Below are 26,773 nucleotides of genomic sequence, written 5' to 3'. Positions count from 1 at the left end.
CGCTACGCCAAGCGGCAGCCTAGACTCGATGCCATCCTCACCGCATGGGTCCGCCATGAAAGCCGCCCTGAAAACCTATCAAGCCAAGCGCAATTTCACCGTCACGCCCGAGCCGGCAGGTGGCGGCGAGGTCGCGGGCGAGGTGCTCACCTTCGTCATCCAGAAGCACTGGGCCAGCCGTTTGCACTATGATTTTCGCCTGGAACTCGATGGCACGCTGAAAAGCTGGGCCGTGCCGAAAGGGCCCAGCTACGACCCGCGCGACAAGCGCATGGCGGTGCAGGTGGAAGACCATCCCCTGGCCTACGCCAGTTTTGAAGGCACGATCCCGGAAAAACAGTATGGCGCGGGCAAGGTCATCATCTGGGACAAGGGCACATGGCAAGCGCAGGCGGCCACGCCGGACGCACGCGCCGCGCTGGCGGACGGCGAACTGAAATTCACCCTGCATGGCCACAAGATGCAGGGCAAGTGGGTGCTGGTGCGCATGAAGGGTAGAGGTGACAAGCGCAGCGAAAAGCAGCCAGCCTGGCTGCTGATCAAGGAAAAAGACGGCTATGCCCGGCCGGCACTGGAGTTTTCTGTCGTGGACGAATTCCCCGACAGCGTCAAGCACAAGGCCATGCCCAGGCACAAGGTGGCTGCCGCGCCGGCGGATGCCGATTTACCCGCCACCCTGTCGCCGCAGCTGGCGACCCTCGTCGATGCGCCGCCGCCAGACGTGCAAGACTGGATTTTCGAGGCGAAATTCGACGGCTACCGCATCCTTGCACGTTGCGATGGCGAACAGGTCAGCTTGATGACGCGCAATGGCAATGACTGGACGGCCAAATTGCCGAAGCTGCGTCAGGCGCTGGAACAGCTGGGCTTGCCGCCAGGCTGGTATGACGGTGAAATCGTCGTCAACGACGCCAGCGGTCACCCGGATTTCGGCGCCTTGCAGCGCGCGTTCGATGCGGAAGCGACCAGCGCCATCGTGTATTACCTGTTCGACGTGGCATATTTCGATGGCCACGATGTGCGGGGCCAGCCTGTCGAGGCGCGCAGGGCTCTGCTGCAGGGGCTGCTGGAACAATTGCCCGCCTCGCCGCTGGTGCGTTTCAGCGAGACGCTCGATGCTGCGCCGCAGAAGTTGCTGGCCCATGCTTGCCGCCTGGGGCTGGAAGGGGTGATCGGCAAGCGGCGCGGTTCGCCCTACGTCGCGCGGCGTTCCGGTGAATGGATCAAGCTCAAATGCGGGCTGCGCCAGGAATTCGTCATCGGCGGCTATACGGCGCCGCAGGGCGCGCGCGAGGGAATCGGGTCGCTGCTGCTGGGCGTGCACGATGCGCAGGGCAAGCTGCGCTACGCGGGCAATGTGGGCAGCGGCTTTGACGATGCGGCCCTGCGTGACTTGCGCCGCCGCCTCGATGCGCTGGCCGTTGATGCCAGTCCCTTCGCGGGGAAGGCGGGCGGCGTGCGCCAACCCATCTGGGTCAAGCCGCAGCTGGTGGCCGAGGTTGGTTTTGCGCAATGGACCAGTGGCGGCGCCGTGCGCCATGCCGTGTTTCACGGCTTGCGCGAAGATAAAAAACCGGCCGCCATCGTGCGCGAGCGGGCACAGCGGATCGACAGGGAGAAGACGATGCAGAACCAATCTACGCCGGACAGCGTCTTGCCGGCCAGTTTCAAGGTTAGCCATGCGGAGCGGGTGATCGACAAGGACAGCGGCGCGCGCAAGATCGATCTGGTGCGCTATTACGCGCTGGTGGGCAAGCTGATGCTTGTGCATTTGCGGGGCCGTCCCGTGTCGCTGGTGCGCGCGCCTGCCGGCGTGGGCGGCGAGCTGTTTTTCCAGAAGCATGCCGATACGTCGACCATGCCGGGTGTCAAACAGCTCGATCCCGGCCTCGATCCCGAGCATGCCGCCATGCTGGAAGTGGCCAGCGTACAGGGATTGCTGTCGGCGGCGCAGTGGAATGTGGTGGAGTTTCACACGCAGAACGCGCTGGCCAGCGCCTACGACACGCCGAACCGTCTGGTGTTCGACCTGGACCCGGGCAAGGGCGTGGCCTGGCCCGCCATCTGCGAAGCGGCCGTGCTGCTGCGCGCCTTCCTGACGGAGCTGGGCTTGCCCGCCTGGCTGAAAACCAGCGGCGGCAAGGGCTTGCACGTGGTCGTGCCGATCCGCCCGAAATACGACTGGGACACGGTCAAGGCGTTTTCGCAAGCTATCGTGGCGCACATGGCGCAGCAGATACCGGCGCGTTTTGTCGTCAAGAGCGGTCCCGCCAACCGCGTCGGCAAGATCTTCATCGATTATTTGCGCAACGGACGGGGCGCCACCACCGTGTGCGCGTGGTCGGCCCGCACGCGCTCCGGGCTGGGCATTTCCGTACCGCTGGCCTGGGAGGAGCTCGACAAGCTGAAGGCGGGCGATCAATGGAACGTGGGCAATGTCCACAGCCGCCTCGACGTGGGCAATGCGCCCTGGGCTGGCTATGCGCGCAGCGCCAGGGGCCTCGATGCGGCGATGAAAAAACTGGCTTTTACGCCTCCGGCTTGAACGGCTGGGCGGCGCGCGCCAGTTGCAGGGCTTCGTCGATGGCAGCGTTGAGCTGGGGAATCTCGACGGGTTTGGTCAGGTAGCGGAAAAAGCCCGCAGCCAGGCCGTGGTGGATGTCGCCCTTCATGGCATTGGCCGTCAGCGCGATGACGGGGATGTGCGCCGTGCGCGGATCGTTGCGCAGGATGCGCTGCGCCTGGTTGCCATTCATGCCGGGCAGGTTGATATCCATCAAGATCACATCGGGGCGGCGCTCCAGTGCCAGCGCAATGCCATGGCGCGCGTCGGTGGCCGAGATCATGCGCAGATGGGGCAGGAAGCTGATGATGTCTTCCACCAGCCGCAGGCTGGCCGGATTGTCTTCCACGTACAGCAGCAGGGCCTGGCCGCCGGCATCGTCGGCGGCGTCGCCAACAGGTTCGGCCAGCCCCTCTATGTCCAGCGGCATCCTGGCGGGCGGCGCGGGCATGGTGTCGAGTTCGATCCAGAAGACGCTGCCCACGCCGACGCAGCTGTGCACGCCCATGGCGCCGCCCATCAGCTCGATCAGGCGCTTGGTGACGACCAGGCCGATGCCCGTGCCTTCCTCGCTGCCCGCCTCCTGGCCCAGCCGGTTAAACGGCTGAAATAGTTCCGCCATCTGCGCGTCATCCAGGCCCTTGCCTGTGTCGCGGATGGCGATGCGCACGCGCTGCGCAGCGGGTTGCGAGATTTCCAGCGCCACCTTGCCGGCCGGGCGGTTGTACTTGATGGCGTTCGACAGCAGGTTCAGCAGCACCTGCTTGAGGCGTGTATGGTCGGCCCTGACGGTCAGCGGCGCGCAGACCGAAAAGACCATCTCGAGCTGGCGCTGCTGCGCCTGTTCTTCCACCATCACGCGCACTTCCTCGATCAGCGCGGGCAGCGCCACCGCCTCGATCGACAGGCTCAGGCTGCCTGACTCGATCTTTGCCAGATCGAGGATTTCATTGATCAAGGTGAGCAGGTGGCGGCCCGAGGTGACGATGTTTTGCACGAAGGCGCGTTTTTGCTGCACCGTCGCGGGCAGCGATTCGTTGGCCAGCAGCTGGGCAAAACCGAGGATGGCATTCAGTGGCGTGCGTAACTCGTGCGACATGCTGGTGAGAAAGCGGTCCTTTGCCTGGCTGGCCCGCTGCAGTTCGATTTTCTGTTCATTGAGCGTGTGTTCGATGCGCTTGCGCTCGGTGATGTCGCGGATGGCGGACGACACCAGCACGCCTTCGTCCGTTTCCAGCGGCGACAGGCTGATTTCGACGGGAAATTCGGTACCGTCGCGGCGCAAGCCATACAGTTCCAGGCCCGCGCCCATGGAGCGGGCGCGCGGCGCCGTGGAAAAGGCTTGCCGGTGGTGCGGATGATCATGCGCGTAGCGGGCAGGGATCAGTACTTCCACGTTGCGTCCCAGCAGCTCCGCGCGCGAATAGCCGAACAGGCGTTCCGTTTGCGAGTTGACGAGCACGATCTCGCCATCGCCATTGACGATGACGATGGCGTCCGGCGCCGATTCGAGCAAGCCGCGAAACTTTTGCTCGGCCCGGCGCCGGTCGCTGACGTCGCGGATGGCGCTGATGACGAAGGTGCCGATCTCCGTCTGGATGGGCGAGAGGCTGATTTCGACGGGAAACTCGACGTTGTCCTTGCGCAAACCCAGCAATTCCAGGTCGGCGCCCATGGTGCGCGTACGGGGCTGGTCGAAATAGCGCGCGCGGTGGCCCACGTGCGCGTGGCGCAGGCGTTGTGGCAACAGGGTATCGATTTGCCTGCCGCTCAATTCGCCTTCCGCATAGCCGAACAGGCGCTGCGCCTGCTGGTTGGCCAGCACGATGGCGCCCGTGGCATTGACCATGATGACGCTGTCCGGCGTCGATTCGAACAGCACCCGGTAGCGCACGCCGACAAACTGGGCGTCGCGCGCCGCCTTCAGCACGGTCGTGTCCTTCATGGTGGAAATCAGGTAGCCGGGGGCGTCCGGCGTGGCGCGCGCGGCCTGGCAGGCCACATCGACGTAGATGAGTTCGCCATCCTTGCGCCGCCGCAGCGATTCGCAGTCATAGCTGTCCTGCAGCGCCAGTTTCTCGTCGATCAGCGGGGCCGCTTCGGCCTGCCCCGGCAGCGAGATCAGTTCCCACAGCGTGCGGCCCAGTGCCTCATCGCTGGCATAGCCGAAGATGCGCTGCGCGCCTATCGTCCAGCGCACGACAACATGGTCTTCACTTGTGATGACAACGCCGCCAGGGGCGCCACTGAGGATAAGCTGATCTAACTCGGCATCCATTGTTTTCCCGCACGCATGACATGGCTTGCCGGACGGCAGGCTGTGTGCATACGCTAGCGAGAAGCCTGATCAAAGTCAATGCATTTATATGCTTGACTATTTACGCTGGCCGGGATGGGCGTCAGGCCGTCTTGCGCCTGGCTGGCGGCGGTTTGCGGGAGGCGGACGAGGCCGCGCGCTTGCGGGTGGGCACGGCGGGCGCCTTCTTGCCCAGACTTTGCTGCAGCAGGGCGACCAGGTCGATCACATTGCTGCCGCGCTCTGCTTCCGGCGTGGGTGCGGGCGGCGTGATGGTCTTGGTCTGTTTCGCCTTGATTTTTTTCTTGACCAGCGCCAGCACGTCTTCGCGATAGCTGTCGTGGTATTGCCCGGGTTGCCACGTTTCGCTCATTCCCTCCACCAGCGACAGGGCCATCTTGAGTTCCTTGTCGGTAATGCCCGCCGCCTTCATGGTAGTGCCGGGCAAGTTCAGATCATCCGTGGGGCGCAGCTCATCGGCGTAGCGCAGGGTGTTGAGCACGATGGCGTCACCGACACAGACGAGCGCACACAAATGCAGCTTGGTGCGCATGACTACGCTGGCGATAGCCACTTTATCGGCCTTGCGCAAGGTTTCGCGCAGCAGCGCATAGACTTTCTCGCCGCCCTTGGCCGGCAGCAAATAATACGGGTGCGCGTAAAAGGTCAGCGGCACTTCGACCGCATCGACAAAGGTGTCGATGGCGATGGTTTGCGTGGCCTTCACATTCGCCTGTTTCAAGTCTTCTTCGGACAGCACCACGTACTCATCGGTCTTGTATTCATAGCCCTTGATGATGTCGTCCCACTCGACTTCCTTGCCCGTGCGCTTGTTGTAGCGCTTGTAGCCGATGGGTGCGAAGTCGCGCCGGTCCAGCATGGATAAATCCAGTTCATGGTCGAGACTGGCTGAAATCAGTTCGACGGGGATGTGCACGAGGCCAAAGCTGATGGCGCCTTTCCACAATGCGCGCGCCATGGCCTAGTTCCCCACGCTGCCGGTGACGGGCAGGATGATGCCCGTGATGTAGCTGGAACAGGCGGGCGAGGCCAGGAAGACGTAGGCGGGCGACAATTCCTCGGGCTGGGCCGGGCGGCGCATGTCCGTGTCGGCACCGAATTTCGCGATGTCCTCGGGCGACTTGTCGGCCGGGTTGAGCGGCGTCCAGACGGGTCCCGGTGCGATGGCGTTGACGCGGATGCCCTTGTCGAGCAGGTTGCCGGCCAGCGCCATGGTAAACGCATGGATGGCGCCCTTGGTGGTGGAATAATCGAGCAAGTGTTTGGAACCATGCAAACCCGTCACGGACCCCGTGTTGATGATGGATGCACCGCGCTGCAGATGGGGCAACACGGCCTTGGCCATGTGAAAGTAACCGTAGACATTGGTTTTCATGGTGAGGTCGAAGCGTTCCTCGGAGAGGTCCAGCAAGGACTGCGCGTGTTCCTGGAAGGCGGCGTTGTTCACCAGTATGTCGATGTGCGTGAACCGTTCCAGCACCTGGTTGACGGCTTGCTGGCAAAAGCCCTGCTCGCGCACGTCGCCGGGTATCAACAGGCAGCTCTGGCCTTCCGCTTCCACATAGCGCTTCGTTTCATTGGCGTCCGCATGTTCGTTCAGGTAAATGATGACGACATCGGCCCCTTCGCGCGCATACAGCACGGCCACGGCGCGGCCGATGCCCGAATCGCCGCCCGTGATGATGGCCACCATGCCGGCCAGCTTGCCGCTGCCGCAGTAGTCGGGCGCCAGGAAGCGGGGCTTCAATTGCATCTGTGCTTCGCTGCCGGGCTTGGCCAGGTGCTGGGCGGGCAGGGGAGGAATCGGCTGGCTGCGACTGCCCGTTTGCACGGCAGGTTTGCTGTCCCGCTTGCTTTCTGCTGCGGCGTCGCGGCCATCCTGCTCCTGCTGGATGGCGCGCTGCAAGTTACCGGCGGACTGGTCCTTGTTCTCGTTCATGCTGGCCTCCGTGGAAACGAAGATCCAGTATCGGCGCGGCACCAGCATCGAACGGTGCGCTTGCTAACAGAGTGGCGCAAACGGGTGTAAAATTAGATGATGATTAACATCATAGTGGAGGCGGCATGAAAGTGAGCAGGGAACAGGCGGCGCTGAACCGCGAGCGCATCGTGGACGTGGCGGCCAGATTGTTCCGCGAAAAAGGTTACGACGGCATCGGCGTGGCCGACCTGATGAAGAGCGCGGGTCTCACGCATGGCGGCTTCTATGGCCATTTCGCGTCCAAGGAAGACTTGATGATCGAAGCCTGCCAGCATGCCTTGAACAAGTCGCTGGAAGGCTGGCGGGCGAAGGTCGCCAGCGACCCGCAGCGCGCGCTGCCGGCCATTATCGAGAACTATCTGACCATCAGGCACCGCGACCAGCCCGGCGGCGGGTGTCCGGCGGCGGCCATGGGCGTCGATGCGGCGCGCATGTCGCCCGGCGCGCGTCCCGCGTTTACGCAAGCCACGCAGCAGCAGTTCGCCTTGCTGCAAGGCTTGCTGCCCGACGGCGCACCGGAAGAGCTGCGCCAGCAGGCGATCGCCACGTTTGCGGCCATGGTGGGCGCCATGGTGCTGGCCCGCTGCGTCGATGACGAGGCCCTGTCGGCCGAAATCCTCGACGCCGTGAAGGCGCAATTGCTGCCAGACTGAACATATCCCCCTGTCAGCCGGCCGCGTCGCATGATAGGCTTCGGTTTTCAGATTTCGGGATCATTCATGCTGCTCTGGCTCAGGCAATACCGGCGTCCTCTGTTGGCCGGAGACATTACCGCCGGTATCGTTGTCGCCATGATGATGGTGCCGCAGGGCATGGCCTACGCGCTGGTGGCCGGCTTGCCGCCCGTGGTGGGCATCTATGCCAGCATCTTGCCGCCCGTGTTGTACGCCTTGTTCGGCAGCAGCATGACGCAATCGGTGGGGCCCATGGCTATCGTCTCGCTGATGACGGCCGCCGCCCTGGCGCCGCTGGCCGACCCCGGCTCCTCCTTGTATATCGTCCTGGCGGCCCAGCTGGCCTTCATCAGTGGCCTGGTCCTGCTGCTGTGTGGCGTGCTGCGCCTGGGCTTCATGGCCAGCTTTTTGTCGCGTCCCGTGATCAGCGGTTTCAGCAATGGCGCGGCCATCCTGATCATCTGGGGCCAGATCACGCCCTTGCTGGGCGCCAGCATTCCCCACTGGCACACGCCCAGCCTGGTCCTCGGGTTGTGCGGTCTGCTGTTCCTGTGGCTGGCCAAGCGTTACGCGTCGCGCCTGCTTGCGCGCTGTGGCTTGAACCAGGTGGCGGCCGACGTGGGCGCGCGCCTGGCGCCGATGGCGCTGGTGCTGGCCGGCATCGCGCTTGTTGCCTATGGCGGCCTGGAAGCGATGGGCGTGCAGACGACGGGCCACGTGCCCAGCGGCTTGCCGGGCCTGAACCTGGCCACCTCTGGTACCCATTGGCGCACCTTGCTGTCGCCGGCGCTCTTGATCGCCTTCATCATCTTTTTGATGAGCATGTCCGCCGCCCAGACCCTGGCGCAAAAGCGCGGTGAAAAATTGCATACGAACCGCGAACTGCTGGGCCTGGGCGCGGCCAACGTGGCCAGCGCGCTGTCGGGCGGCTTTCCCGTCACCGGTTCCATCTCGCGCTCGGCCGTCAATTTTCAGGCGGGCGCCAACACGCCGCTGGCCAGCATCATCACGGCGGGCTTGCTGGCGCTGGCGCTGGTGGCGCCCACGGGCTGGCTGGCCCTGCTGCCGCTGCCGGTCCTGGCGGCCACCATCATCTTTGCCGTGGCCAGCCTGCTGGACTGGGACACCTTGAAACTGTCGTGGCGCTACGACCGCAGCGATGCGCTGGCCCTGCTGGCGACCACGGCCGGCGTGCTGGTGCTGGGCGTGGAAGCGGGCGTGGTGATCGGCGTGCTGCTGTCGATGGGTACCCTGATCTGGCGCGCCAGCCGTCCGCACATTGCCGTGCTGGGGCGCATTCCGAATAGCGAGCACTTCCGCAACGTGGAGCGCTACGAGGCGCAAACCCTGCCCGACGTCTTGCTGCTGCGCATCGATGCGGGCCTGTTCTTTGGCAATGTCGAAGCCGTCACGGAGCGCGTGGAAGACGAACTGCGCGGCCATCCGACGGCGCGCCACCTGGTGCTGGTGTTGTCGGCCGTCAACCAGATCGACAGCACGGCCTTGCTGGGCTTGATCGAGCTCAATAGCGCGCTGGCCAAGCGCGGCATCAGCCTGAACCTGGCTGAAGTGAAGGGGCCTGTGATGGACCGTTTGCGCCAGAGCAGTTTATTGAAAGGCCTGAGCGGCAAGCTATACCTGAGCACGGCGCTGGCGACGGCTGATTTAAGTGGAGAACATGCATGAGGATGGAACTGAATCTGCATGGCGAGCCGCATGTGATGGATAGCCTCCTTGCGCTGGAGCAGGCGCTGCAGCAAGCGCGCGCGCTGGCGCAGTGCGAACTGTGGCTGACCCTGGCGACTGATGCGGAGCAGGGGCCAGCCCTGTGCCTGCTGCGCAACGGCGGCAACGCCTGGCTGATGTATCTGTCGGGGCAGGATGACCTGAGTTTTCACTCGCTGGGCGATGAGGAGGCAGACGGCGTTTGCAGCTATCTGCTGTCGAATGGCCAGGTGGACGAGTATCCGGAAGCCTGGTGCGTGGAGGTGGAACATTGCCAGCGTGCCTTCGTCGCGTTTTTCAGGACAGGCGGCGCGCGGCCGGCCGGTATCGCGTGGGAAGCGGATTGAGATGCTGCAAACCACGCAAACCATCCTCGCCGACATCGACAGGGACTTGCTCGCCGCGCTGGACGCCAGGGCAGGTTTATTGACGCTGCGCGCCATCCTGCTGCGCTATAAGGCCAGCGGCGTGACGGCGGCGCAGGTGGCCGCCTTGCTGCAGGAACTGCGCCCGTCTATGCAGGACGGCGCGCAGGAGGGCCCGCTGGAAGACGTGATACTGGACGCCCTCGACATGGTGACGGGCTGGTGCACGCCGCAGCTGCGGGTGTGGGACGGGGCAGGGGAAAACCGTGCATCCTGAAAAGTTCAAGCAGGTGGCGCGGCTGCCATCGGCCGAACGCCATGCCTACTTTGTGCGCAAGGTGGCCGATACGCAAGAAGTGTGGGGCTTGCACCAGGACGGCTGGGCCACGGCACAAGTCGACGGCAAGGTCGCCATCCCGTTCTGGCCGGAAGCCGCGTTTGCGCAAGCGTGCGCCAGCGGCGACTGGGCCGGTTTCCAGCCACGCGCCATCGCTCTCGGCGATTTTTTGGCCAAGTGGCTGCCCGGCATGGGGGGTAATGATCAACAGGCTTTCGTATTCCCCGTGTCGCAAGGCAGCGCCAGCGTCGCGGCGCCTGCCGATCTGCTTGCCGACCTGCGAGGGGAAGCCAGACAATATGAATAATCAGGAAGAACGCCTCGACGCCTGGTACGATGGCTCGGCCATCTGCCTGATCGCCGTCGGTGCACACGGCGACCCGCTGGACCTGGGGAACGACGAAGTGCGCGCGCTGATCGCGAAGCTGCAGCACTGTCTGGCCGAGTCCGAAGCTGCTGCCACAGAAGACTGACGGCTCAGGCGGCCGCCAGCACCTTTTCCATCGCCACGCTAGCCAGGCTGATGCCGCTCGGATGCGCATACGCTTCCTCGCGCAGGGCGATGAAGCCGGCGGCAGCGTAAAACGGCACGGCATTGAGCGACGCGGACAGGTGCAGGCGGACGACGCCGCGCTGGCGCGCCAGCTGCTCCAGCGCCGCCAGCAAGCGCTTGCCGATGCCCAGCCCCGTGCGCGCCGGATCGACAAACACGGCATCGACTTCCTGCTTGTCCGCATCGAGCATGGCGTAGCCGGCAATGGCCTCGTCCTGCATCGCCACGATGCCGCCACCGGCAGCCAGCATGGCCGCATAAGAGTCCGGTACGGGCGAGGCCGTCCATACTGCAATTTGTTCCGGCGCATAGTGCGTGGCGCAACCGACGCGCACGGCCACCGTGCGCAGGGTCCACAGGGCGTCGATGTCAAAGGGCAGGGCGGGGCGAAGATGAATCATCGTTGAGTCTTGAGAAAAGCCCATGCTAGCGCAATGCCGCCACATGCGCCAGCATGCTTTCTTGTTACTGCGCGGGCTTATCCGGATCGATATAGTAGGAACCAGGTGGCGCTCCCGGCACTTTCACCCGGAACTTCATGCCGGACAGCAGCTTGTCCCACAAGGCGATGGCCTCTTCGTCCGTCAGCGACGCGGCTTCGGCGGCGCCGACCATGTTGTGGGCGACTTTGGTGTACATCTTGACTTCCAGTACAGATGGATTTGCGATGTCTTTCGGCTTGCCTACCAATGCCCATTCAAAATCATGTACTCCGTCGGGGCGCAGGATGAGTGACTCTTCCCCCTTCCAATGCTGAACGTCCCGCTTCCCTTCGCGTAACAAGTTCCGTTTGGGATAAGTCGCCCCCTGTATGTCTTTTGCACTCTGTATGCGGTTGAGCAAGGATAATTCGCCACGCAGTCGCTTCTCAAATTCTTCTGAAGAGTAATCGCCGTATGCATCCTTATTGGAACTCACCGAAAAAGTTATATCAGGGATGCTTGGGAAATGAATTCCGACGTTGTCAATCTCTTGCTCTTTATATAAATTTTCTGCCAGGAAGCCATGTTCGAAGCAAACCCCAGGGTCTGAAGGAATTTCGTCCGTATCACGCAGCCGTATGTTTTTTGCGAGAAGCAGTTGTCGACGAGCAATTTCTTCTTCTCGTTCCCCGATATCCACATCTACAGCATCTCCAGCAATAAATGTAAAATCTCCTTTTGTAATGTAAGTTTTAAAAAATAGAAATTTCATTTCCTTTGCATGAATGCTGTTGTAATAGCGTAATTGCCAACTATTTTTAATTGGGCCTTCAAGGTTGTATGTGATTTCTGCGCTATTGTTTTTTTTAAGAATTTCTTCTATGTCTTTTTCTATTTTAAAATGCAAATTATTTGTTGTTATTTTTTCCACGTCAATAGTATTGCTTCCAATAATAAGTTTTGATTCGACTGGAACTTCCAAGGCATAGCGTCCGAAACATAATAATTTAGTTTTTAAAAACATTTTTTCCAATCGTCCATTTAATTTCGTTTTTTCAGGCATAATTTCCTCCTTAATCATAGAATTTTTTGTGCAAGCAATTATTGGGGAAAATATGAAAATTATTAAAATATATTTAATAAAAATTGATTTCATTTTTTATCCCAATTTGCTAATTTTGCAATTTGAATTATGGAGTAAAGCATAGATGCAAGCACGTTTTTGTTCAAGTAACTATTTTGGTGTTCATAGCCGCTACCATCTGCTAATCCATGACGAAAAATATTTCCTGTAATATGGCGGGCAGACCGGATTGCTGGAACTGTTTCATCTCCAAGCTCTTTTGCAGGCTGCAACTTGAGTTTTAGTATGCGTGATCCAGTTTGAACGGTTAGGATTCCTTTTGCATCATCGTTGATTAGTTTCCATTTCTCTGCATGAGGAGGAGTAAATTTCTTAAAAAAATCTGTCAGTCCACCACCCATGCCATCAGGAACTTTGAAGATTATCTCGCCATAGGACAGGTAGTCTTTTGATTCGCAGTAACTAGCGTATGTTTGTTTGTGGAAGTATTTTTCGATGGAGTGTGAAAATGCAAAAGCATCTTTTATTCGTTGGGTTACATTTTTTAATCCGCCACCTTTTTCATGGGAAATGTTTGCTGGATTTACCCACATTGGATTAATTAGACGCCACCAATTACTGCTTGGTCGTAGATAAATGCTATCGAGTGCGTTCTGACCTTCTTGCGGCCAGCTCCATAAAATTCGATCTTTGTCGTCCACGACTTTGAGCCAATTCGCGCCGTAGGCAATGCTCGGCATCATTTCCAATGCAGCTGGAGCATTTGCTACCATTGCAGTTGCATGCTCTCCGTTAATTCCCAGAACTTGTGCCGTCTTTTTATTGAATGGGCCAGATTTTTCCAGAAAACCGAAGCGCATACGTTTATAGGCGCTTGCCGCACCTATCGACGGCATGACGTTATGATAGACGCCAAGTACTTTTACTTCCTTGTCGTTAACAAGATTTCCATAACTTGGATGCATTAAGGTGCGTGCAAGCAGACCTCCCATGCTATGTGTGACGAGAATGACCTCTTCGCATTTGAATCCGCAGCCCACATAGCCTTTGACAAGCCCACGTATCCGCTCAGCGATGACGCCGGCGGAGATAGCATTGCTCTGCAAGAAGTTGTAGCCCATGGCGTGAACAGGATACCAGCATGGAGATATTTTTTTTAGATCAGACTCGGTAATTGCAGCACCGGATGTGGCACCGAAGGAGCTGGGTGCTTGTAGCACTAATTTTGAAATTTCAGGATATGGACCTTGATTTTTCTTAGAATGAATATCTCTTATCTGCCAATGGGGAAGAATATTTTTTTCTCTGATAATGTTATTCATGAAAAATTCGGCAGTCTTTAGCATTTCACCATAAGCCCCAATAAAAAGTATCTCGCTCCAGCCGCGCCAACGTGCAATTTGTGCCGGTGTTTCACGCAAGGCTGGGGGTAAGGAGGTATCTACTATTCCTGGAATGTTGTACTTTGCATTCTCTTTTATTTTTCTTGGACTAATGGCAATCAATGGCGGCACTCCAGCAAAATCATGTGGAATGTTGGTGTGACGAAAATCGGAAAGTCCTGTGATGTTGCCACTTGGTTCAAATCTTCCTTGATTTGTGCTGTAAATATAATATTCGACCTCGGTTTCATTTGGATCGAGGGCCATCTGTCGATCTCTCGGTGATGCATTTTTATACCATCCACCGATGCCATAACCTTCTACGACACTCCATTTTCCGGCCACGCTCATCATGTCATCTGGCCTCCAGGAGATGTTATCGCTTTTGTCCAACTCTTTCTGGCGCACCTTGCTCATGCGTAAATTACTACCCATCACGCCTGGTAAAAAGATGATAGGAATTATTTTTCCTGGGGGAATGGTTACGTCATGACGGATCGTGTCGTTGATTTCTGTCATATTGACGGTGTATTCAGCCCACCCACCAACAGTCTGCCGAAACTCGCCTTGATGATTGCCATGCTCATTCAAATCCGTATCGTCATTCATGGAAGTTCTCCCTTATAGCGTATTGTGTAGCTATCCATGCCGTCTCCTTTCTGTACTGGGGTGTGCCCGTCACTGCTACTCTTTTCACTGATTCTGTGGCCATCTTCGCGTATTAACTCAAAAGCTATATCGGGAGCTGGTGTGCCATCGACTTGCAGCAGTCGAACGGCCTGATCAAAACGCGCTACTGGCCGCTCATTAAATTCCTGCGACACGCTCTTCGGCGCCAGGGTTTCCAGGTTGCCGTTGAAGAGCACCGGGGATGAGGTGAAGAACTGCACCTTGTCGCTGATTTCCAGCATGTGGTTGGCGCCGTGCAGGCGGATGCCTTTCTTGCCCTTGATGTTGACCCAGTCCGCTTCGCTGATCAGCGACAGCACTTTTTGGGCGAGGATTTCCACCTCGTCGCTGTGCGCTTCGATGGAGACCTTGCCGCTAGCAGCGATCAGTTTCATGCCGGCCTTGTGCACGAACAGGCTGAAGCTCCTGGCGATGCTGGCAAACATGCTGTCGCCGCTGGCGAGTGAAATATGCTTGCTGCTGGTGAGCGCCACATGCTCGCTGGCGGCCAGGTGGATGGACTGGGCCGTGCTCAGCTCGATGCCGGCAGGGCTGGCCAGCAGCAAATGCGCTTCGGACAGCTCCGGGAAATCGCCGCCGGCGCCTTTGATGGCGGTGTTTTGCCGCTGGATGGAATCGGCTACGGCGCCCTGTTGTGCGGCGCTGTCTTGTGCACCCGCGTCGACGGCCATGCCGGCCAGTCCCTCTTGCAGTTGGCGTGCCTGCGCCAGGCGGGCTTGTGTTTCGTCGAGCTGTTTGACTGATCCCGTTCCTGTTGATGTTTCGGTGGTGATCAGCATGCCTTTGGCTGCACGCAGTGCACCCCAGGCGTTGCTGGCCAATTCAAAGCCGACGCCGCGCGCCTCCTTGCGGCCGGCGTTGTCGTCGATGCGGGTGATGTTGCCCAATGAAAGCCGGCTATCCTGGTGCGCGCTGCGCAGCTGTGTCTGGATCGCGCCCTTGGTATCGTCGAGCACCAGGTGGTTGGCGCTGCGGGCGCCCAGTTCGCGGCTGCGCAAGCCGGACAGGGCGCGTTGCTGTGGCAATTGCCATGGCGGCGGATTGGCGCTGTTGTAGACCACGCCGATGACGATGGGGTGGTCGATATTGCCGTCCTGGAATTGCACGACGACTTCCTGGCCTACACGGGGCAAGGCGATTTGCCCCATTTGCGGGCCCGCCATCGGCATCATGACTCTTATCCATGGCGAGCTGCGTTCATCGAATGTACCCAGGCGGTCCCAGTGAAATTGCAGGCGGATGCGTCCCAGTGCATCGGTATGGATTTCCTCCCCGGGCGGCCCGACCACCAGCGCCGTCTGCACGCCGGCAACGATGCATGGCGTGCTGTTGTAGCCACGGCCCGGCCGCCAGCGGATGTCCCGGCGCACGCACAGCATATTGTTGACATAGTGGGAGGGGGCGTTCGGGCCGACCTGATAATTATTGCTGGCGCTATGCAGCACTGACAGGATCAGGTAGTCGCGTTCGGCAATACTGTCAGGGCGCTCCTGGCCAGGCTGGTAGCGTTTTTCTTCGGCGCTGAAATGGCCATCGAGCCGGAAACAAAGGCCAGGCTGTGCGCCACGGTGATTGCCGGCCGCCTCGAAATACTGGCGCAGATGGTCGTTTTCTTCCATGCGGCGTTGTGCCAGAGCCTCCCCGTCATCGACATTCTTGTAGCCATAGGCGCCCGTGTTTTCGTACAGTTCGTGGGCAAATACATCACCCTGGCGATTCAGGGAGTAGCCGCTGGCAAGGCGTGGCTGCGGATTCTTATAGTCGAAACTGGCCAAGGTCAGCTGCCCGGAGCCGATCCGGCGCACGGCTTGCCACTGCTGCAGGCCATCGTCTTCCATGGAGCCCGACTCGGCGTGGAAACGCATGGCGCCGTCACCGGATGCCGTGGCGATCGTGTCCGCCAGGGTGCTGTTGTCCGCGAGCCACAGCGTATGGCCATCGGCGCGGTGTTCGTACCAGTAATGCCAGCCCAGCGCTTCCCAGCGCCGGTGCAGGTGGTTGTAGTCGGTTTCGTTGTGCTGATTGGCGCAGGTGAGCTGTGGATCGTCGCCATGGAGGCTGGTTTTCCAGTCGCGCTGCCCGTAGTGCGCAAACGTTGTTTCGGTCAGCTGCATCACGCTTTGGCCATGAAAGGACACATTGTCCTGGCGCAGCCGCGCAAAGGCCAGCCATGGTTGCAGCACCATGCGGTACCACGCAAAGCCGCCATCGGCGCGCAGCAGGCAAAACTCGCCCACATAGCCGTTAAAGTGGCGCAGCGTGCCATCGTCGCGCAGCATGGAAATGCTCACCATGCGGCCCATCATGGCCTTGAGCGCGATGTGCGCGTCATCGGACAGCAATTCGGCTTCGAAACGGAAGTCGCGCGATACCTCTTCCCTTGCAGTCAGAGAATTGACCAGCAGGATGGCGCCGGCTGGCCCATCTTCATGGGGGAACTCGATCTTCAGCAGGCGCTGCTCTTGCGCGGCGAGGTCGAAGGCCGATAGCGCCGCCTGGATGCTTGCATGCATGGCCTGCCTCCGTTATAGCGATGTGATCAGGTGGGCGCCGCAGGCGGTGGTGTCGCCGTCATAGGCGTACGGCTTGCCCATGTGTTTTGCGCCTGCGCCGTCCGGCGTGATGGGAAAGTTGCCCTTGCACTTGGGGCAGAAGGTGGTGTCATCGGCCAGCGCCGCCGTCTTTCCCATCACGGTGGTGCCGGATGATGCGCTGATGACCTTGCCGCCATGATCGGTTGCGTCTCCGAGCCGGATGACGCCGCGTCCCGCATGTTTCATGCTTGCCTCGCTTTCCAGGGATGACTGCTCAAGCCAGTTGCAGCAAATAAGGTACTTCGGCGCCGCCTGCCTTGCCTTGTGCGGTCTGCAAGAACGTCGTCCAGCCAAGGTGCCGTCTTTCTGACGGGTTGGCGCTCAGGAGCAGGGGGGTAATGCATGGCGGACTCAGTATCAGCCGCACTTCATATTGCAAGTCCGGCACGCCAAACAGCGTCAGCATCTTTGCCAGTGCCGCCGCACCTGCGCTGCGCGGCAGGAAGCGTTGCAGGCCAGCAGGATCGAGCGGGCCGATATGCAGGCAGACGCGCCTGTCCTGGCGCCACAGCCGCAGGCCCAGCGTTGCGCCGCGCGCCAGGGTAAAGTTGACACTGCCTAGCAGGCTGCGCCGGTTTTTTTCCAGATAGTCCCAGCCACCGACAAATTGTTGCAAGGTGACGGGTACGCCGCAGTATTCGGCCAGCACGCGGCCAATCGCTTGCGCGGAGACGGGACGGCAGCGCAGCAGACCCGCGTACCAGGCCGCGACGTCCTGCGTCACGGCATCCGGTTCGGCCCTCGGCGGCAGCGCAGTGCGCCGCACGCCGCCCAGTGCCAGCAGCAAAGGCAATTGTGCATCGGTTGCCTGGGTCTGGAGCGTCGATTCCAGCCGATACTTTTCCCACGCCTGGTAATACAGCGCGACCATGCGGTGCGAAAAGATATCGAGAAAGGCCGAGACGCCGGCATCCTTGCTCGACAAGCGGTAGGCGGCGATGCGTTCCGAGTGATGCAAGGGCAAGGTGCCGCCGACGCCCAGAAAACGCATGAACGTCGGTACCAGGGCCAGTTGTTCATGCTCGTCGAGCGAGAGCTGTTCGATTTCACTGGCGGGAAAACTCAAGGACAAGCTGTTTTTGAAGCGCAATACCTGGCCGAAAGCTTGTACATGGGACACGTTCTTGCTGCGTAGCCAGCACAGCAGAATACGCACCGCCTGGATGAACTGGTAGCGGTATGGCTCGGCCAGCAAGTGTTGGATCACACCAGATTCTGCAGTCCGCTTCTTGGTTTGCATCGGATCAGCTCCTCTCCGCTTTGCAGTGACAGCACCACCAGTTCGATGAAACTGTTGATTTGTACATACAGCCCAAGGAAGTGATCGATCACTTGCACAAACAGGTGCATGCCGCTGCCGACGAACGCTTCCTCGTCCAGCGTGATGCGCACCTCCACGCCATGCGCCAGCGAGGTGCCGCGCTTGTGCCGCAGCCATGTCGTGGTCGGCGAGTGCGCCAGCGCGGCGATGCCGCCGATCTGGCGTTGCGAGCTTGCCGATTGGGACAAGTCATACAGCGTCAGCATTTCGCGCAGCGCCGGCAGGCCCTCCTGGACCAGCGCGTGATGATTCAGCGCCAGGTGCGAAATCAGGCGCCAGTGCAGGCCCGCGCCCGGCGAAAAGCGGCGCGGCTGGCTGGGGCGTCGCAGCATGTGCAGCATGGGGCCGCCGCCGCACGGTTGCAAGTCTCCTTGCGGCTGGCCGTATTTGAGCGACAGCGGTAGATCGCGGTTGCTGCACGTCAGCGACAGCGACAAGCTGGCCTTTTCATGGATCAAGGGATTGAAGTCGCTGTCGACCAGCGTGATTTTCTTTTCGTGACCAGGACTTTTGATGGCCAACGCCGTATCGTGGCGCATGACCCAGTAATGGCCCTGTTGCGCCGCCCCCTCGCCATGGCGCAGGCTGTACAGGGGGCGAAATTCGCTCAGCGTGCTTTCGCCTCCCCGTTGGCGCAGCAAACGCACCGCATCGACGGAGACGACTTCATAGCCATGCGCATGGGTAGCATGGGCCAGCACGGAGTAGTCGGTTTTCTGCCGGGTGACGGAAATCGGCACGCCTTCCTGGCGGAAGAGATTGACCGCCGGACTGCAGCCCAGCCTCAAGTTTTCGCTGGAAATGCTGGACAACATGCGCGCCGTAGCCGAATCGGGCCGCAATCCGGCCATGCACAGATGCAGGGTAAAGCGCTGGCAAGCAGGCGGCAGGGCAGCACTCAGCGCCGCGATATCGATGTCAAAGAAATTGAATTTTTCCGGATATGCAAAATACTCGCTCAGCACGCGGTAGGCGGGCTGCGAGCGCGCACCGAAAGGTATCAAGGCATCCGTGTCGGCGAAGCCGACGGGCATCACAGGCACGGCGGACAAGGCCATCCATTGCAGCGCGTCGATCGACACGAAAGCGCAGACGGTATGCATGAACAAGGCATCGCGCAATGCGGCAGAAAAAGACGCTTCGCCATCGATGAAAACGCGCAGCGACGCGGGTGCCACGTCGAGATGCCGGATGCCGATGTTCAGCGAGGAAGTTGCTGATGCAGGCAGGCGTACGCCTGGCGGCGCCTTGATCATGGCATCGAAAGCCGCGCTTTCCAGTACCGATGCTCCTGTCGTCATGTGGTAGACCGTCTTGAAGCGGCAGCGCACGCCGCGCACGGGCGTAGCATCCATTTCACTGCCGGCTGGCAGGTGCAAGACGCCCGCTCCAGCCGCCGGGGCGGGCTGGTGCACGATGCTGCACGATGGAAAGGGCCGCAGATAATGTGGGAACAGGGCTTCGAACAAGGCTTCGGTAAATTGCGGATAGTCGTCATCGAGACGTTTTGAGATGCGCGCCGCCAGCATGGCCACCGATTCGATCAGGTGTTCGACGTGCGGATCTTCGCAAGCTTCGCCGGACATGTGCAATTTGCCGGCGATTCTCGGATAGCGTTCGGCAAACTCACGGCAATGTCGCCGCAGCATCACCAGCTCGCGTTCGAAATACGGCAGCAAATCCTCCATCTCTCTTTTCCTGTGTCTTTGCGGCGGAATGGCCAGTATCCGAGCGTTTTCTCAACGGTAAATTGCGTTTGCGCAAATAATTGAACTGGGTTGCTGCGCAACATCAAGGACTTCCATGCTGGCAACATCAGACTGGCAAGGCAGCATGATTCCAACGGTCAACATGGAGAACGCCATGACATTGCCATCCAAATTACTTTGGTCCGAAGGCCTGGCCATCGGTCCCCAGCAATTCCAGCAACTGGACCGCTACCATGAAGCGCGCCTGCAGCGTCTGGCCTCGTTGATTAATCCCCATTTATGGGGCGTGCATGGCGTCAGCTGGAATGCGGATGCACTGGCCAACAATAGCCTGCGGGCGGACGCCATGTCGCTCGTCTTTCAGGATGGAGAACTGTTTGAGGCGCCGCTTGGCGATATATTGCCCAGTGCCGTTGACCTGTCCAAGCTGCCTTCCAGCGAACATAGCTTTACTTTTTATGCCGCGCTACCGGCGCTGCAAGCACATGGCGGCAATGTGAGCTCTGCAGGCGCGCGCTATGTCCAGGCCGATATCGAGACTCCGGATCTGTACAGCGAAGCAGTCAGCATCGAGGTGGCTTACCTGAAAAAACGCGTGTACCTGCTGTCGCAACTGGACCCCCTGAATGATTACCTTGCCATCCCGGTGATTCGTTTGTACCGTGCCGGCAACGGCGGCTTCGAAGTCGATACTTCCTTCATTCCACCTGGCCTGACCATCAGCGCCGAGTCTTCGCTGCAGAAAATGCTCGAGTCGCTGATCGACCGCATGGGCGCGAAAATTGAAGCGCTGTACAGCCGCCACCGCCAGCCCGGTAACCATACGGTTGAATTTCATGGCGGCGATGTTTCCTCGTTCTGGATGCTCAATACATTGAGCACGGCCAGCGCCACGCTCAGTCATTGCGCCAGTTACCGGCGCCATCATCCCGTGTACTTATTTGAAAAATTGATGGCATTGGCCGGTGGCTTGATGACGTTTTCGAAAAAATACACACTGAGCGACTTGCCGGCATATTCTCATGATGACGCGGCTCCCGGTTTCGGCAAGCTCGATGGCATCATTCGCGACCTGATCGATACGGTGCTGCTGTCGCGTTACTTCCCGATTGCGCTGTCCAACGACGCGCAACAAAACACCCACTATCACGGCTTGCTCGATGCCAAGCGGATTGACCGCCAGACCGAACTCTGTCTTGCGGTAAACGCCGATATGCCGGCGCTGGAACTGGTCGCCACGGTGCCGTTGCAATTCAAGATTTCATCTCCGGACAATATCGACCTATTACTGGGCCGGGCACTTCCGGGTGCCGAGTTGCGTCATATGGCCCAGGTTCCTGCTGAAGTGCCGGTGCGGCCGAACACCTATTATTTTTCCATCGCTGGCAAGGGGAGTATTTATGACAGCATGATCAAGGCCCAGGCGATTGCGATTTATGTGCCGTCTGGCATAAAAGGGTTGAAGCTGGAATTATTCGGTATCAGCGGTACCGCCGCGTAACGAAGCTTGGCGTGGCGAGTGGGTGGATTGTCAAAAGATTGCCCTAAGGAATAGACTTGCCCCTGCAGTTGACGTTATCATGTTTTTGTAAGTGTCGGTGGCTGATCAGCCAGCGCATGGGTGAAACATGGTGACAGGCGGGAGCGAGCATGGGCATGGCGAATGATGCGTGATGTGCCGGGCGGCTTGCGGCCGGGCGGCGGGCAGGGCAGGGCAGCGGTGCGCCGCTGCTGCCGCGCATTGCTGCTGGCGTTGTGTGTCGCCGCGCCCTGCGCCGCCTCGCCGGCAGCGGCGCCCACCGTTGCGCCGCCGCACCAGGGCCAGCGCGTGCTGTTCCTTAACGCTTACGATTATGGCCGTGCCGGCGTGGAATCGTACACGCGCACCTATGTGACCGCCATGGTCGCCGCGGGCCTGGCTAGCGAGGACATCATGGTCGAGCACCTCAACCTGAATACCCAGGGCGACCCGGCGCTGCGCAACGAGATGCGCGATTTGTTGCTTTTAAGATACACCCAGATGATGGGGCGCAAGGCCGACCTGATCATCGCCATGCAGCAGCCCGCGCTCGATTTTTTGCTGTCGGACCTGGCGCCGCTGGCGCGCGGCGTGCCCGTGCTGGCGATTAACACCTCGGGCATGGCCTTGCCGGCCGGCAGTCCGGCTGCCATCTGGCAGCAAAAGGCGAATGTCGATTTTCCCGGCACGCTGGCGCAAGCCATGGCGCTGTTCCCGGAAACCAAAACCATCGTCATGGCCGTCGGCACCAGCGAGGCCGACCAGGCCTTGAAGCGCAACATGCAGCAGGCGGCGCTGGCATGGCAGGGCAAGGTGGCCATGCGCTACCTCGATGACCTGACCCTGGAGCAGATGCGCGCGGCGGTGGCGCACCTACCCGCCGATGCCGTGCTGGTGGCGGGCAATGTCAACCGCGACGTGGCCGGCAGCATCGCCACGCCCGTGCCGTTTTCCGTGCAGCTGGCGCGGCTGGCGAATGTGCCCACCTTCGGCATGTACAACGCGACGGTCGGCAAGGGCATCCTGGGTGGCTCCATCCTGCACATCGAACAGGCCGCGCAGCAGGTGGCGCAGATGTCGCTGGCCGTGTTGGATGGCAAGGCGCCCGCCGCGCCGGGAGCCTTGCTGCCGCCGGCCCGCCCGGTGCCCATGTATGACTGGGAACAGCTGCAGCGCTGGGATGCCGACATCAGCCGCCTGCCGCCACACACACTGTTCTTCAACCGGCCGCCGGAACTGTGGGACGAGCACCGCGTTGCCGTGCTGCTGGTGGGCGGCGTTTTTATCGTGATGGCCTGCTTGCTGAGCGCCTTGCTGCTACAGCGGCGGCGCCTGCGGCGCGCCGAGAGCGAGGCGCGCGAGAGCGAGCAGCGCTTCCGCATCCTGGTCGAGCATGCGCCGGAAGCCATTCTGGTGTACGACCTGGACCTGGACCGCTTCGTCGACGCCAACAGCAGCGCGCAGCGCATGCTGGGCCTGTCGCGCGCAGCACTGCTGGCACGCGGGCCGTTCGACCTGTATGCCGGCAAGCAGCCCGATGGCTTGCCGCTGGGGCTGATGATGGAAGAGCATCTGCGCCGCGCCATGCTGGGCGAGCCTATCCTGGTGGAGCGCAATGTGCGGCGTGCCGACGGCAGCATTTTTCCCTGCGAGGTGCGGCTGGTCAAATTGCCCATGGAAGGGCGGCGCCTGGTGCGCAGCGGCATCGTCGACATTTCCGAGCGCAAGCACGGCGAGCAGGAATTGCTTGGCTACCGCGACCACCTGGAAGAACTGGTGCAGCAGCGCACGGCGGCCCTGTCGGTGGCCGTCACCGAGGCCGAATCGGCAAATCGCGCGAAAAGCGTCTTCCTGGCCAACATGAGCCACGAATTGCGCACGCCCTTGAATTCCGTGATCGGTTTTTCGCAGATGATGGCCGATTCGAGCAGCATGTTCGAGGAAGAAAAGCATAACCTGGCCATCATCAACCGCGCCGGCCATCATTTGCTGACCCTGATCAACGACATCCTCGAACTGTCAAAAATCGAAGCGGGCCGCATGCAGCTGCAAACGGGACCCGTGGACTTGAATGGCTTGCTCGACGAGGTGCTCGAGATGGTGCGCATGCGCTCGAGCGACCAGGGCATCGCGCTGCAGCTCGAACGTTCCGGCGTGCCGCCGCTGGTGCGCCTCGATGGCGCCAAGCTGCGCCAGGTGCTGCTCAATTTGCTGTCGAACGCGCTCAAGTTCATCGAGCAGGGCAGCGTGACCTTGTCGCTGGCGTGCCAGGCGACGGAAGGTGGGCAGATGGCGCTGGCCTTCGCCGTGCGCGATACGGGCAGCGGCATCGCGCAAGCGGACCTGGAGCGCATCTTTGAACCGTTCGTGCAGGCCGACAGCGCCGTGGCGCAGGCCGGCACAGGGCTTGGGCTGACCATTTCGCGCGAATTCGTGCGCCTGATGGGCGGCGAGCTGCGCGTCGACTCCACCTTGGGAGCGGGCTCCGTATTCCGTTTTGACCTGCGCGCACCGGTGCTGCAGCAGCCGGCGATCGCGGCGCTGGCGCCGGGCCGCGTGGCGCGCCTGCCGCCGGGCCAGCGCGGGCGCATGGTGCTGCTGGTCGACGATGACGACAACTGCCGCAAGCTGCTGGCCGGCTTGCTGGCGCCGCTGGGTTTCCAGCTGCAGGAAGCGGCGGGCGGCGCGCAGGCGCAAGCCATGCTGGCGGTGCAGCGCTATGACATGGTGCTGAGTGACTGGCGCATGCCGGACATGGATGGTCTGGCGCTGACGCGCTGGCTGCGCGCACAGCCGGCGCTGGTGCAGCCGCGCCTGGTGATCATGACCGCCTCCGCCTTCGAAGAAGAAAAGCAGGAGGCGCTGGCGGCCGGCGCCGACGGCTTCCTGCGCAAGCCGATCGAGCAGGAACACCTGTTCGCCATGCTGGAGCAGCAACTGGGCGTGCGTTTCCAGCGCACCGCTGCCGCGCCGCCGCGCGTGCCGGCGCCAGCCTTTGACTTGCAGCAGGCGCTGGGCCAGCTGGGCGCAGCCGAACGGCAGGCGCTGCTCGAATCCGTGCAAGCCCTCGATTTGCGGCGCAGCGCCATCGTGCTGGCCAGCGTGGCGACTGGCCTGCCGCAGCTGTCCGCGCACATCGCCGCCATGCTGGAACAGCACCAGTACCAGCCGCTGTGCGCCTTGCTGGCGCAGCTGGCCAGCGAACCGCAGGGCGAAGACGCATGACTTTTCACCTACCCAAGGGCTGGCACCTGGGCAGCGTATCCATCGTGCTGGCCGTCAGCGTGGCGCTGACCTGTGTCGTCACTGCGCTGCTGCTGGTGTTTGCCGTGCTGTTTTACCAGTCCGAACGCGAGCAGCGCTGGCAGCAGCTGCATCGCAGCCTGGCCGTCAGCGCGGACCAGCTGGCCGTGGCCATCGAACTGCCCTTGTGGAACCTGGACGAAAAGCAGATGCAGGCCATCATGCGCAGCATGCTGGGCAAGCGCGAACTGGTGGCCAGCTCCCTCACGCCGGGCATCGGCAAGGAGGCGCTGGTCCTGCGCCGCACTGCGGACGGCGCCATCGAGAGCCGCGCCGCGCTGTCCGCCGAAGCGGGCTGGCTGGTGCAGCGGCGCTCTGTGACGGCAGGCGGACAAGTCATCGGCAGCGTTGCCGTGTATGCCACGCCGGCCCTGCTGCACGCGCAGCTGCGCCAGCGCGCGCTGGGCATCGGCGCCATGATCGTGGCGCTTGACGTGATCCTGGTAGCCTGCATCTGGCTGCTCCTGTGGTGCCTGATGCTCAAGCCGTTGAAGGCCATCGGCCAGTACGCGGCCGGCGTCAAGGCGGGGCAGGGCGAAGCGTTCGGCACGCCGCCGAAAGCCTGGTTCCTGGGCGAGCTGCGCACCCTGTACCGCTCCATCCGCGACATGGTGGCGCTGCTCGACAGCCGTTACCGCGCCCTGCAGCGCAGCGAGGAGCGCGTGCAGATGGCGACGGGTGCGGCCAGCATCGGCATCTGGGACTGGAACGTCAGCAGCGATGCCTTGCAGTGGGATGAGCAGATGTACGCGCAGTTCAAGGCCGATGCGGCCAGCACCGTGTCGCCGGCGGCGATCTGGCGCGCGGCGCTGATGCCGGACGATGTGCCGGCGGCCAAGGAGGCCCTGCGCGCCGCGCTGGGCGCCGGCCAGGCGTTCACGCACGAATACCGCATCCTGTGGCCCGATGGCGCCATCCGCTACATCAAGGCCGACGCCGTGATCTTCCGCGACGGGCGGGGCTTGCCCATGCGCCTGGTGGGCTCCAACTATGATATTACGGCGCACCGCGAGGCCGAACTGGAACTGCTGCGCCACCGCCATCACCTGGAAGAACTGGTGGCCGAGCGCACGAGCGCCCTGTCGGTGGCCGTCAGCCAGGCGCAGGCGGCGAACCGCGCCAAGAGCACCTTCCTGGCGAACATGAGCCATGAACTGCGCACGCCCTTGAATTCCGTGATCGGCTTTTCGCGCCTGATGGCCGCCTCGCCCAACATGCAGGACGATGAAAAGCGCAACCTGGCCATCATCCACCGCTCCGGCAATCATTTGCTCACCCTGATCAATGAAATCCTCGAACTGTCGAAGGGCGAGGCGGGGCGCTTGCAGGCGCAGGCGACCGTGGTGGCGCTGGCGCCCCTGTTGCAGGAAGTGATGGACATGCTGGGCATGCGCGCCGAGCAGCAGGGCCTGACCCTGCGCCTCGATTGCGCGGACCTGCCGGCGGCGGTGCTGCTCGATGCGACGCGCTTGCGCCAGGTGCTGCTGAATCTGATGTCGAATGCCGTCAAGTTCGCCGGCAGCGGCGAGGTCACCTTGCGCGTGCGCGGCGAGCGGCGCGATGACGTCACGTGGCGCCTGTCGTTCGCCGTCAGCGACACGGGCATCGGCATCGCGCTGGAAGACCAGCAGCGCATTTTTGAGCCCTTCGTGCAGGCCGACAGCGCGGGGCCGAAGGATGGCACGGGCCTGGGCCTGGCCATCTCGCGCGAATTGGTGCAGTTGATGAAAGGCGAACTGACGCTGGAGTCCACGCCGGGGCAGGGTGCCACCTTCCGTTTCAGCATACCCGCGCAGGCGGCGCAGGCGCCAGTGCAGGCATCCGCGCTGCCGGCCATGTCGGCGCAGGCGGCAGTGCTGCCGGCACTGCAGGCGCAAGACTTGCTGCTGCTGGCCGGGGACGAGCGCGCCGCCTTGCTGGTGGCGCTGCGCGAATTGAACCTGGCCAGGGTGGCGCAGCTGCTGGCGGCCCTGCCGGCGTCGGCGGCGCCGTTGCTGGCGCCGCTGCAGGCCATGCTCGAGCAGCACCAGTACCGTCAGCTGTGCGTCTTGCTGGAGAGCGAGGGCCTGCTGGTGCGCGCTTGAATAGTGTGGACTGACAACATCGGATTCGATGAAAAGACGGACTAAGTGTCGTGGATGGATGGTGCTAAATTGCAATAAAGATTATGATGATAATACGTAGTTCATCGCAAAGAAATGTCTTGTCCAGCGTGGCAATCGAGCGCCGCGCCT

Annotated in this window: 20 protein-coding genes; 10 read left to right on the top strand and 10 right to left on the bottom strand. The window is 61.3% G+C overall.

Features of this window, described 5'->3' with window-relative positions:
* The first annotated feature begins 55 nt into the window (after positions 1–55).
* Entirely contained in the window at positions 56–2,545 is a 2,490-nt protein-coding gene (gene ligD, locus CNX70_RS19220) for a DNA ligase D (protein WP_096236180.1), read from the top strand.
* Here the strand turns inward: ligD and CNX70_RS19215 are convergent.
* From CNX70_RS19215 to CNX70_RS19205, 3 genes are all read right to left on the bottom strand, one after another.
* Complete coding sequence (locus tag CNX70_RS19215) at positions 2,529–4,841, bottom strand: PAS domain S-box protein (RefSeq protein WP_157751161.1); 2,313 nt, start codon at positions 4,839–4,841, stop codon at positions 2,529–2,531. The genes ligD and CNX70_RS19215 overlap by 17 nt on opposite strands.
* Before the next feature lie 121 nt (positions 4,842–4,962).
* A complete protein-coding gene (ku, locus tag CNX70_RS19210) occupies positions 4,963–5,838 on the bottom strand; it encodes a non-homologous end joining protein Ku (protein ID WP_096236178.1) in 876 nt (291 codons plus the stop codon).
* A gap of 3 nt (positions 5,839–5,841) precedes the next feature.
* Positions 5,842–6,819 carry an SDR family oxidoreductase gene (locus CNX70_RS19205; RefSeq protein WP_096238560.1) on the bottom strand — a complete coding sequence of 326 codons (978 nt, stop codon included), beginning with the start codon at positions 6,817–6,819 and terminating at the stop codon, positions 5,842–5,844.
* 125 nt (positions 6,820–6,944) lie between these two features.
* Between CNX70_RS19205 and CNX70_RS19200 the strand changes: the two genes are divergently transcribed.
* From CNX70_RS19200 to CNX70_RS28340, 6 genes are all read left to right on the top strand, one after another.
* The gene (locus tag CNX70_RS19200; RefSeq protein WP_096236176.1) at positions 6,945–7,514 is read left to right on the top strand and encodes a TetR/AcrR family transcriptional regulator; all 570 of its coding nucleotides are present in this window, start codon (positions 6,945–6,947) and stop codon (positions 7,512–7,514) included.
* A 66-nt stretch (positions 7,515–7,580) separates the two neighbouring features.
* Positions 7,581–9,221: a SulP family inorganic anion transporter gene (locus tag CNX70_RS19195; RefSeq protein WP_096236174.1), complete on the top strand. Its 1,641-nt coding sequence runs from the start codon at positions 7,581–7,583 to the stop codon at positions 9,219–9,221.
* Complete coding sequence (locus CNX70_RS19190; RefSeq protein WP_096236172.1) at positions 9,218–9,607, top strand: Imm1 family immunity protein; 390 nt, start codon at positions 9,218–9,220, stop codon at positions 9,605–9,607. The genes CNX70_RS19195 and CNX70_RS19190 overlap by 4 nt, the downstream gene beginning before the upstream one ends.
* A 1-nt stretch (position 9,608) precedes the next feature.
* On the top strand, positions 9,609–9,902 hold the full coding sequence (locus CNX70_RS19185) for a hypothetical protein (RefSeq protein ID WP_096236170.1): 294 nt from the start codon (positions 9,609–9,611) through the stop codon (positions 9,900–9,902).
* On the top strand, positions 9,892–10,269 hold the full coding sequence (locus tag CNX70_RS19180) for a DUF2750 domain-containing protein (protein WP_096236168.1): 378 nt from the start codon (positions 9,892–9,894) through the stop codon (positions 10,267–10,269). The genes CNX70_RS19185 and CNX70_RS19180 overlap by 11 nt, the downstream gene beginning before the upstream one ends.
* Positions 10,262–10,435, top strand: a complete 174-nt coding sequence (locus CNX70_RS28340; RefSeq protein WP_157751159.1) for a hypothetical protein — start codon at positions 10,262–10,264, stop codon at positions 10,433–10,435. The genes CNX70_RS19180 and CNX70_RS28340 overlap by 8 nt, the downstream gene beginning before the upstream one ends.
* Positions 10,436–10,439: 4 nt before the next feature.
* Here CNX70_RS28340 and CNX70_RS19175 read toward each other — a convergent pair whose 3' ends face one another.
* The 7 genes from CNX70_RS19175 to tssF all read right to left on the bottom strand — a co-directional run bounded on the left by CNX70_RS19175 (position 10,440) and on the right by tssF (position 19,696).
* A complete protein-coding gene (locus tag CNX70_RS19175) occupies positions 10,440–10,916 on the bottom strand; it encodes a GNAT family N-acetyltransferase (RefSeq protein ID WP_096236166.1) in 477 nt (158 codons plus the stop codon).
* Between the two features lie 64 nt (positions 10,917–10,980).
* Entirely contained in the window at positions 10,981–12,000 is a 1,020-nt protein-coding gene (locus CNX70_RS28600; RefSeq protein WP_167389689.1) for a T6SS immunity protein Tli4 family protein, read from the bottom strand.
* Between the two features lie 89 nt (positions 12,001–12,089).
* Positions 12,090–14,012 carry an esterase/lipase family protein gene (locus CNX70_RS19165; RefSeq protein WP_096236164.1) on the bottom strand — a complete coding sequence of 641 codons (1,923 nt, stop codon included), beginning with the start codon at positions 14,010–14,012 and terminating at the stop codon, positions 12,090–12,092.
* Positions 14,009–16,606: a type VI secretion system Vgr family protein gene (locus CNX70_RS19160; protein ID WP_096236162.1), complete on the bottom strand. Its 2,598-nt coding sequence runs from the start codon at positions 16,604–16,606 to the stop codon at positions 14,009–14,011. Before CNX70_RS19160 ends, CNX70_RS19165 begins: the two co-directional genes overlap by 4 nt.
* Positions 16,607–16,618: 12 nt before the next feature.
* Positions 16,619–16,873 (bottom strand): PAAR domain-containing protein, encoded by a 255-nt coding sequence (locus CNX70_RS19155; protein WP_096236160.1) that lies wholly within the window; start codon positions 16,871–16,873, stop codon positions 16,619–16,621.
* 28 nt (positions 16,874–16,901) lie between these two features.
* Positions 16,902–17,894 carry a type VI secretion system baseplate subunit TssG gene (tssG, locus tag CNX70_RS19150; protein ID WP_157751157.1) on the bottom strand — a complete coding sequence of 331 codons (993 nt, stop codon included), beginning with the start codon at positions 17,892–17,894 and terminating at the stop codon, positions 16,902–16,904.
* Positions 17,891–19,696, bottom strand: a complete 1,806-nt coding sequence (tssF, locus tag CNX70_RS19145) for a type VI secretion system baseplate subunit TssF (RefSeq protein WP_096236156.1) — start codon at positions 19,694–19,696, stop codon at positions 17,891–17,893. The genes tssG and tssF overlap by 4 nt, the downstream gene beginning before the upstream one ends.
* Before the next feature lie 115 nt (positions 19,697–19,811).
* On the opposite strand from tssF, the gene tssK reads away from it, so the two are divergent.
* From tssK to CNX70_RS19130, 3 genes are all read left to right on the top strand, one after another.
* Positions 19,812–21,218: a type VI secretion system baseplate subunit TssK gene (tssK, locus tag CNX70_RS19140; protein ID WP_341865523.1), complete on the top strand. Its 1,407-nt coding sequence runs from the start codon at positions 19,812–19,814 to the stop codon at positions 21,216–21,218.
* Between the two features lie 162 nt (positions 21,219–21,380).
* Positions 21,381–24,461 carry a PAS domain-containing hybrid sensor histidine kinase/response regulator gene (locus CNX70_RS19135; RefSeq protein ID WP_096236154.1) on the top strand — a complete coding sequence of 1,027 codons (3,081 nt, stop codon included), beginning with the start codon at positions 21,381–21,383 and terminating at the stop codon, positions 24,459–24,461.
* Positions 24,458–26,623 (top strand): sensor histidine kinase, encoded by a 2,166-nt coding sequence (locus tag CNX70_RS19130; protein WP_096236152.1) that lies wholly within the window; start codon positions 24,458–24,460, stop codon positions 26,621–26,623. The genes CNX70_RS19135 and CNX70_RS19130 overlap by 4 nt, the downstream gene beginning before the upstream one ends.
* Positions 26,624–26,773 lie beyond the last annotated feature (150 nt).

It is taken from the genome of Janthinobacterium svalbardense (assembly GCF_002327145.1).
GTDB lineage: Bacteria > Pseudomonadota > Gammaproteobacteria > Burkholderiales > Burkholderiaceae_D > Janthinobacterium > Janthinobacterium tructae.
Note: the sequence above shows the minus strand (reverse complement) of the source record. Positions and strands in the feature narration are given on the sequence as shown.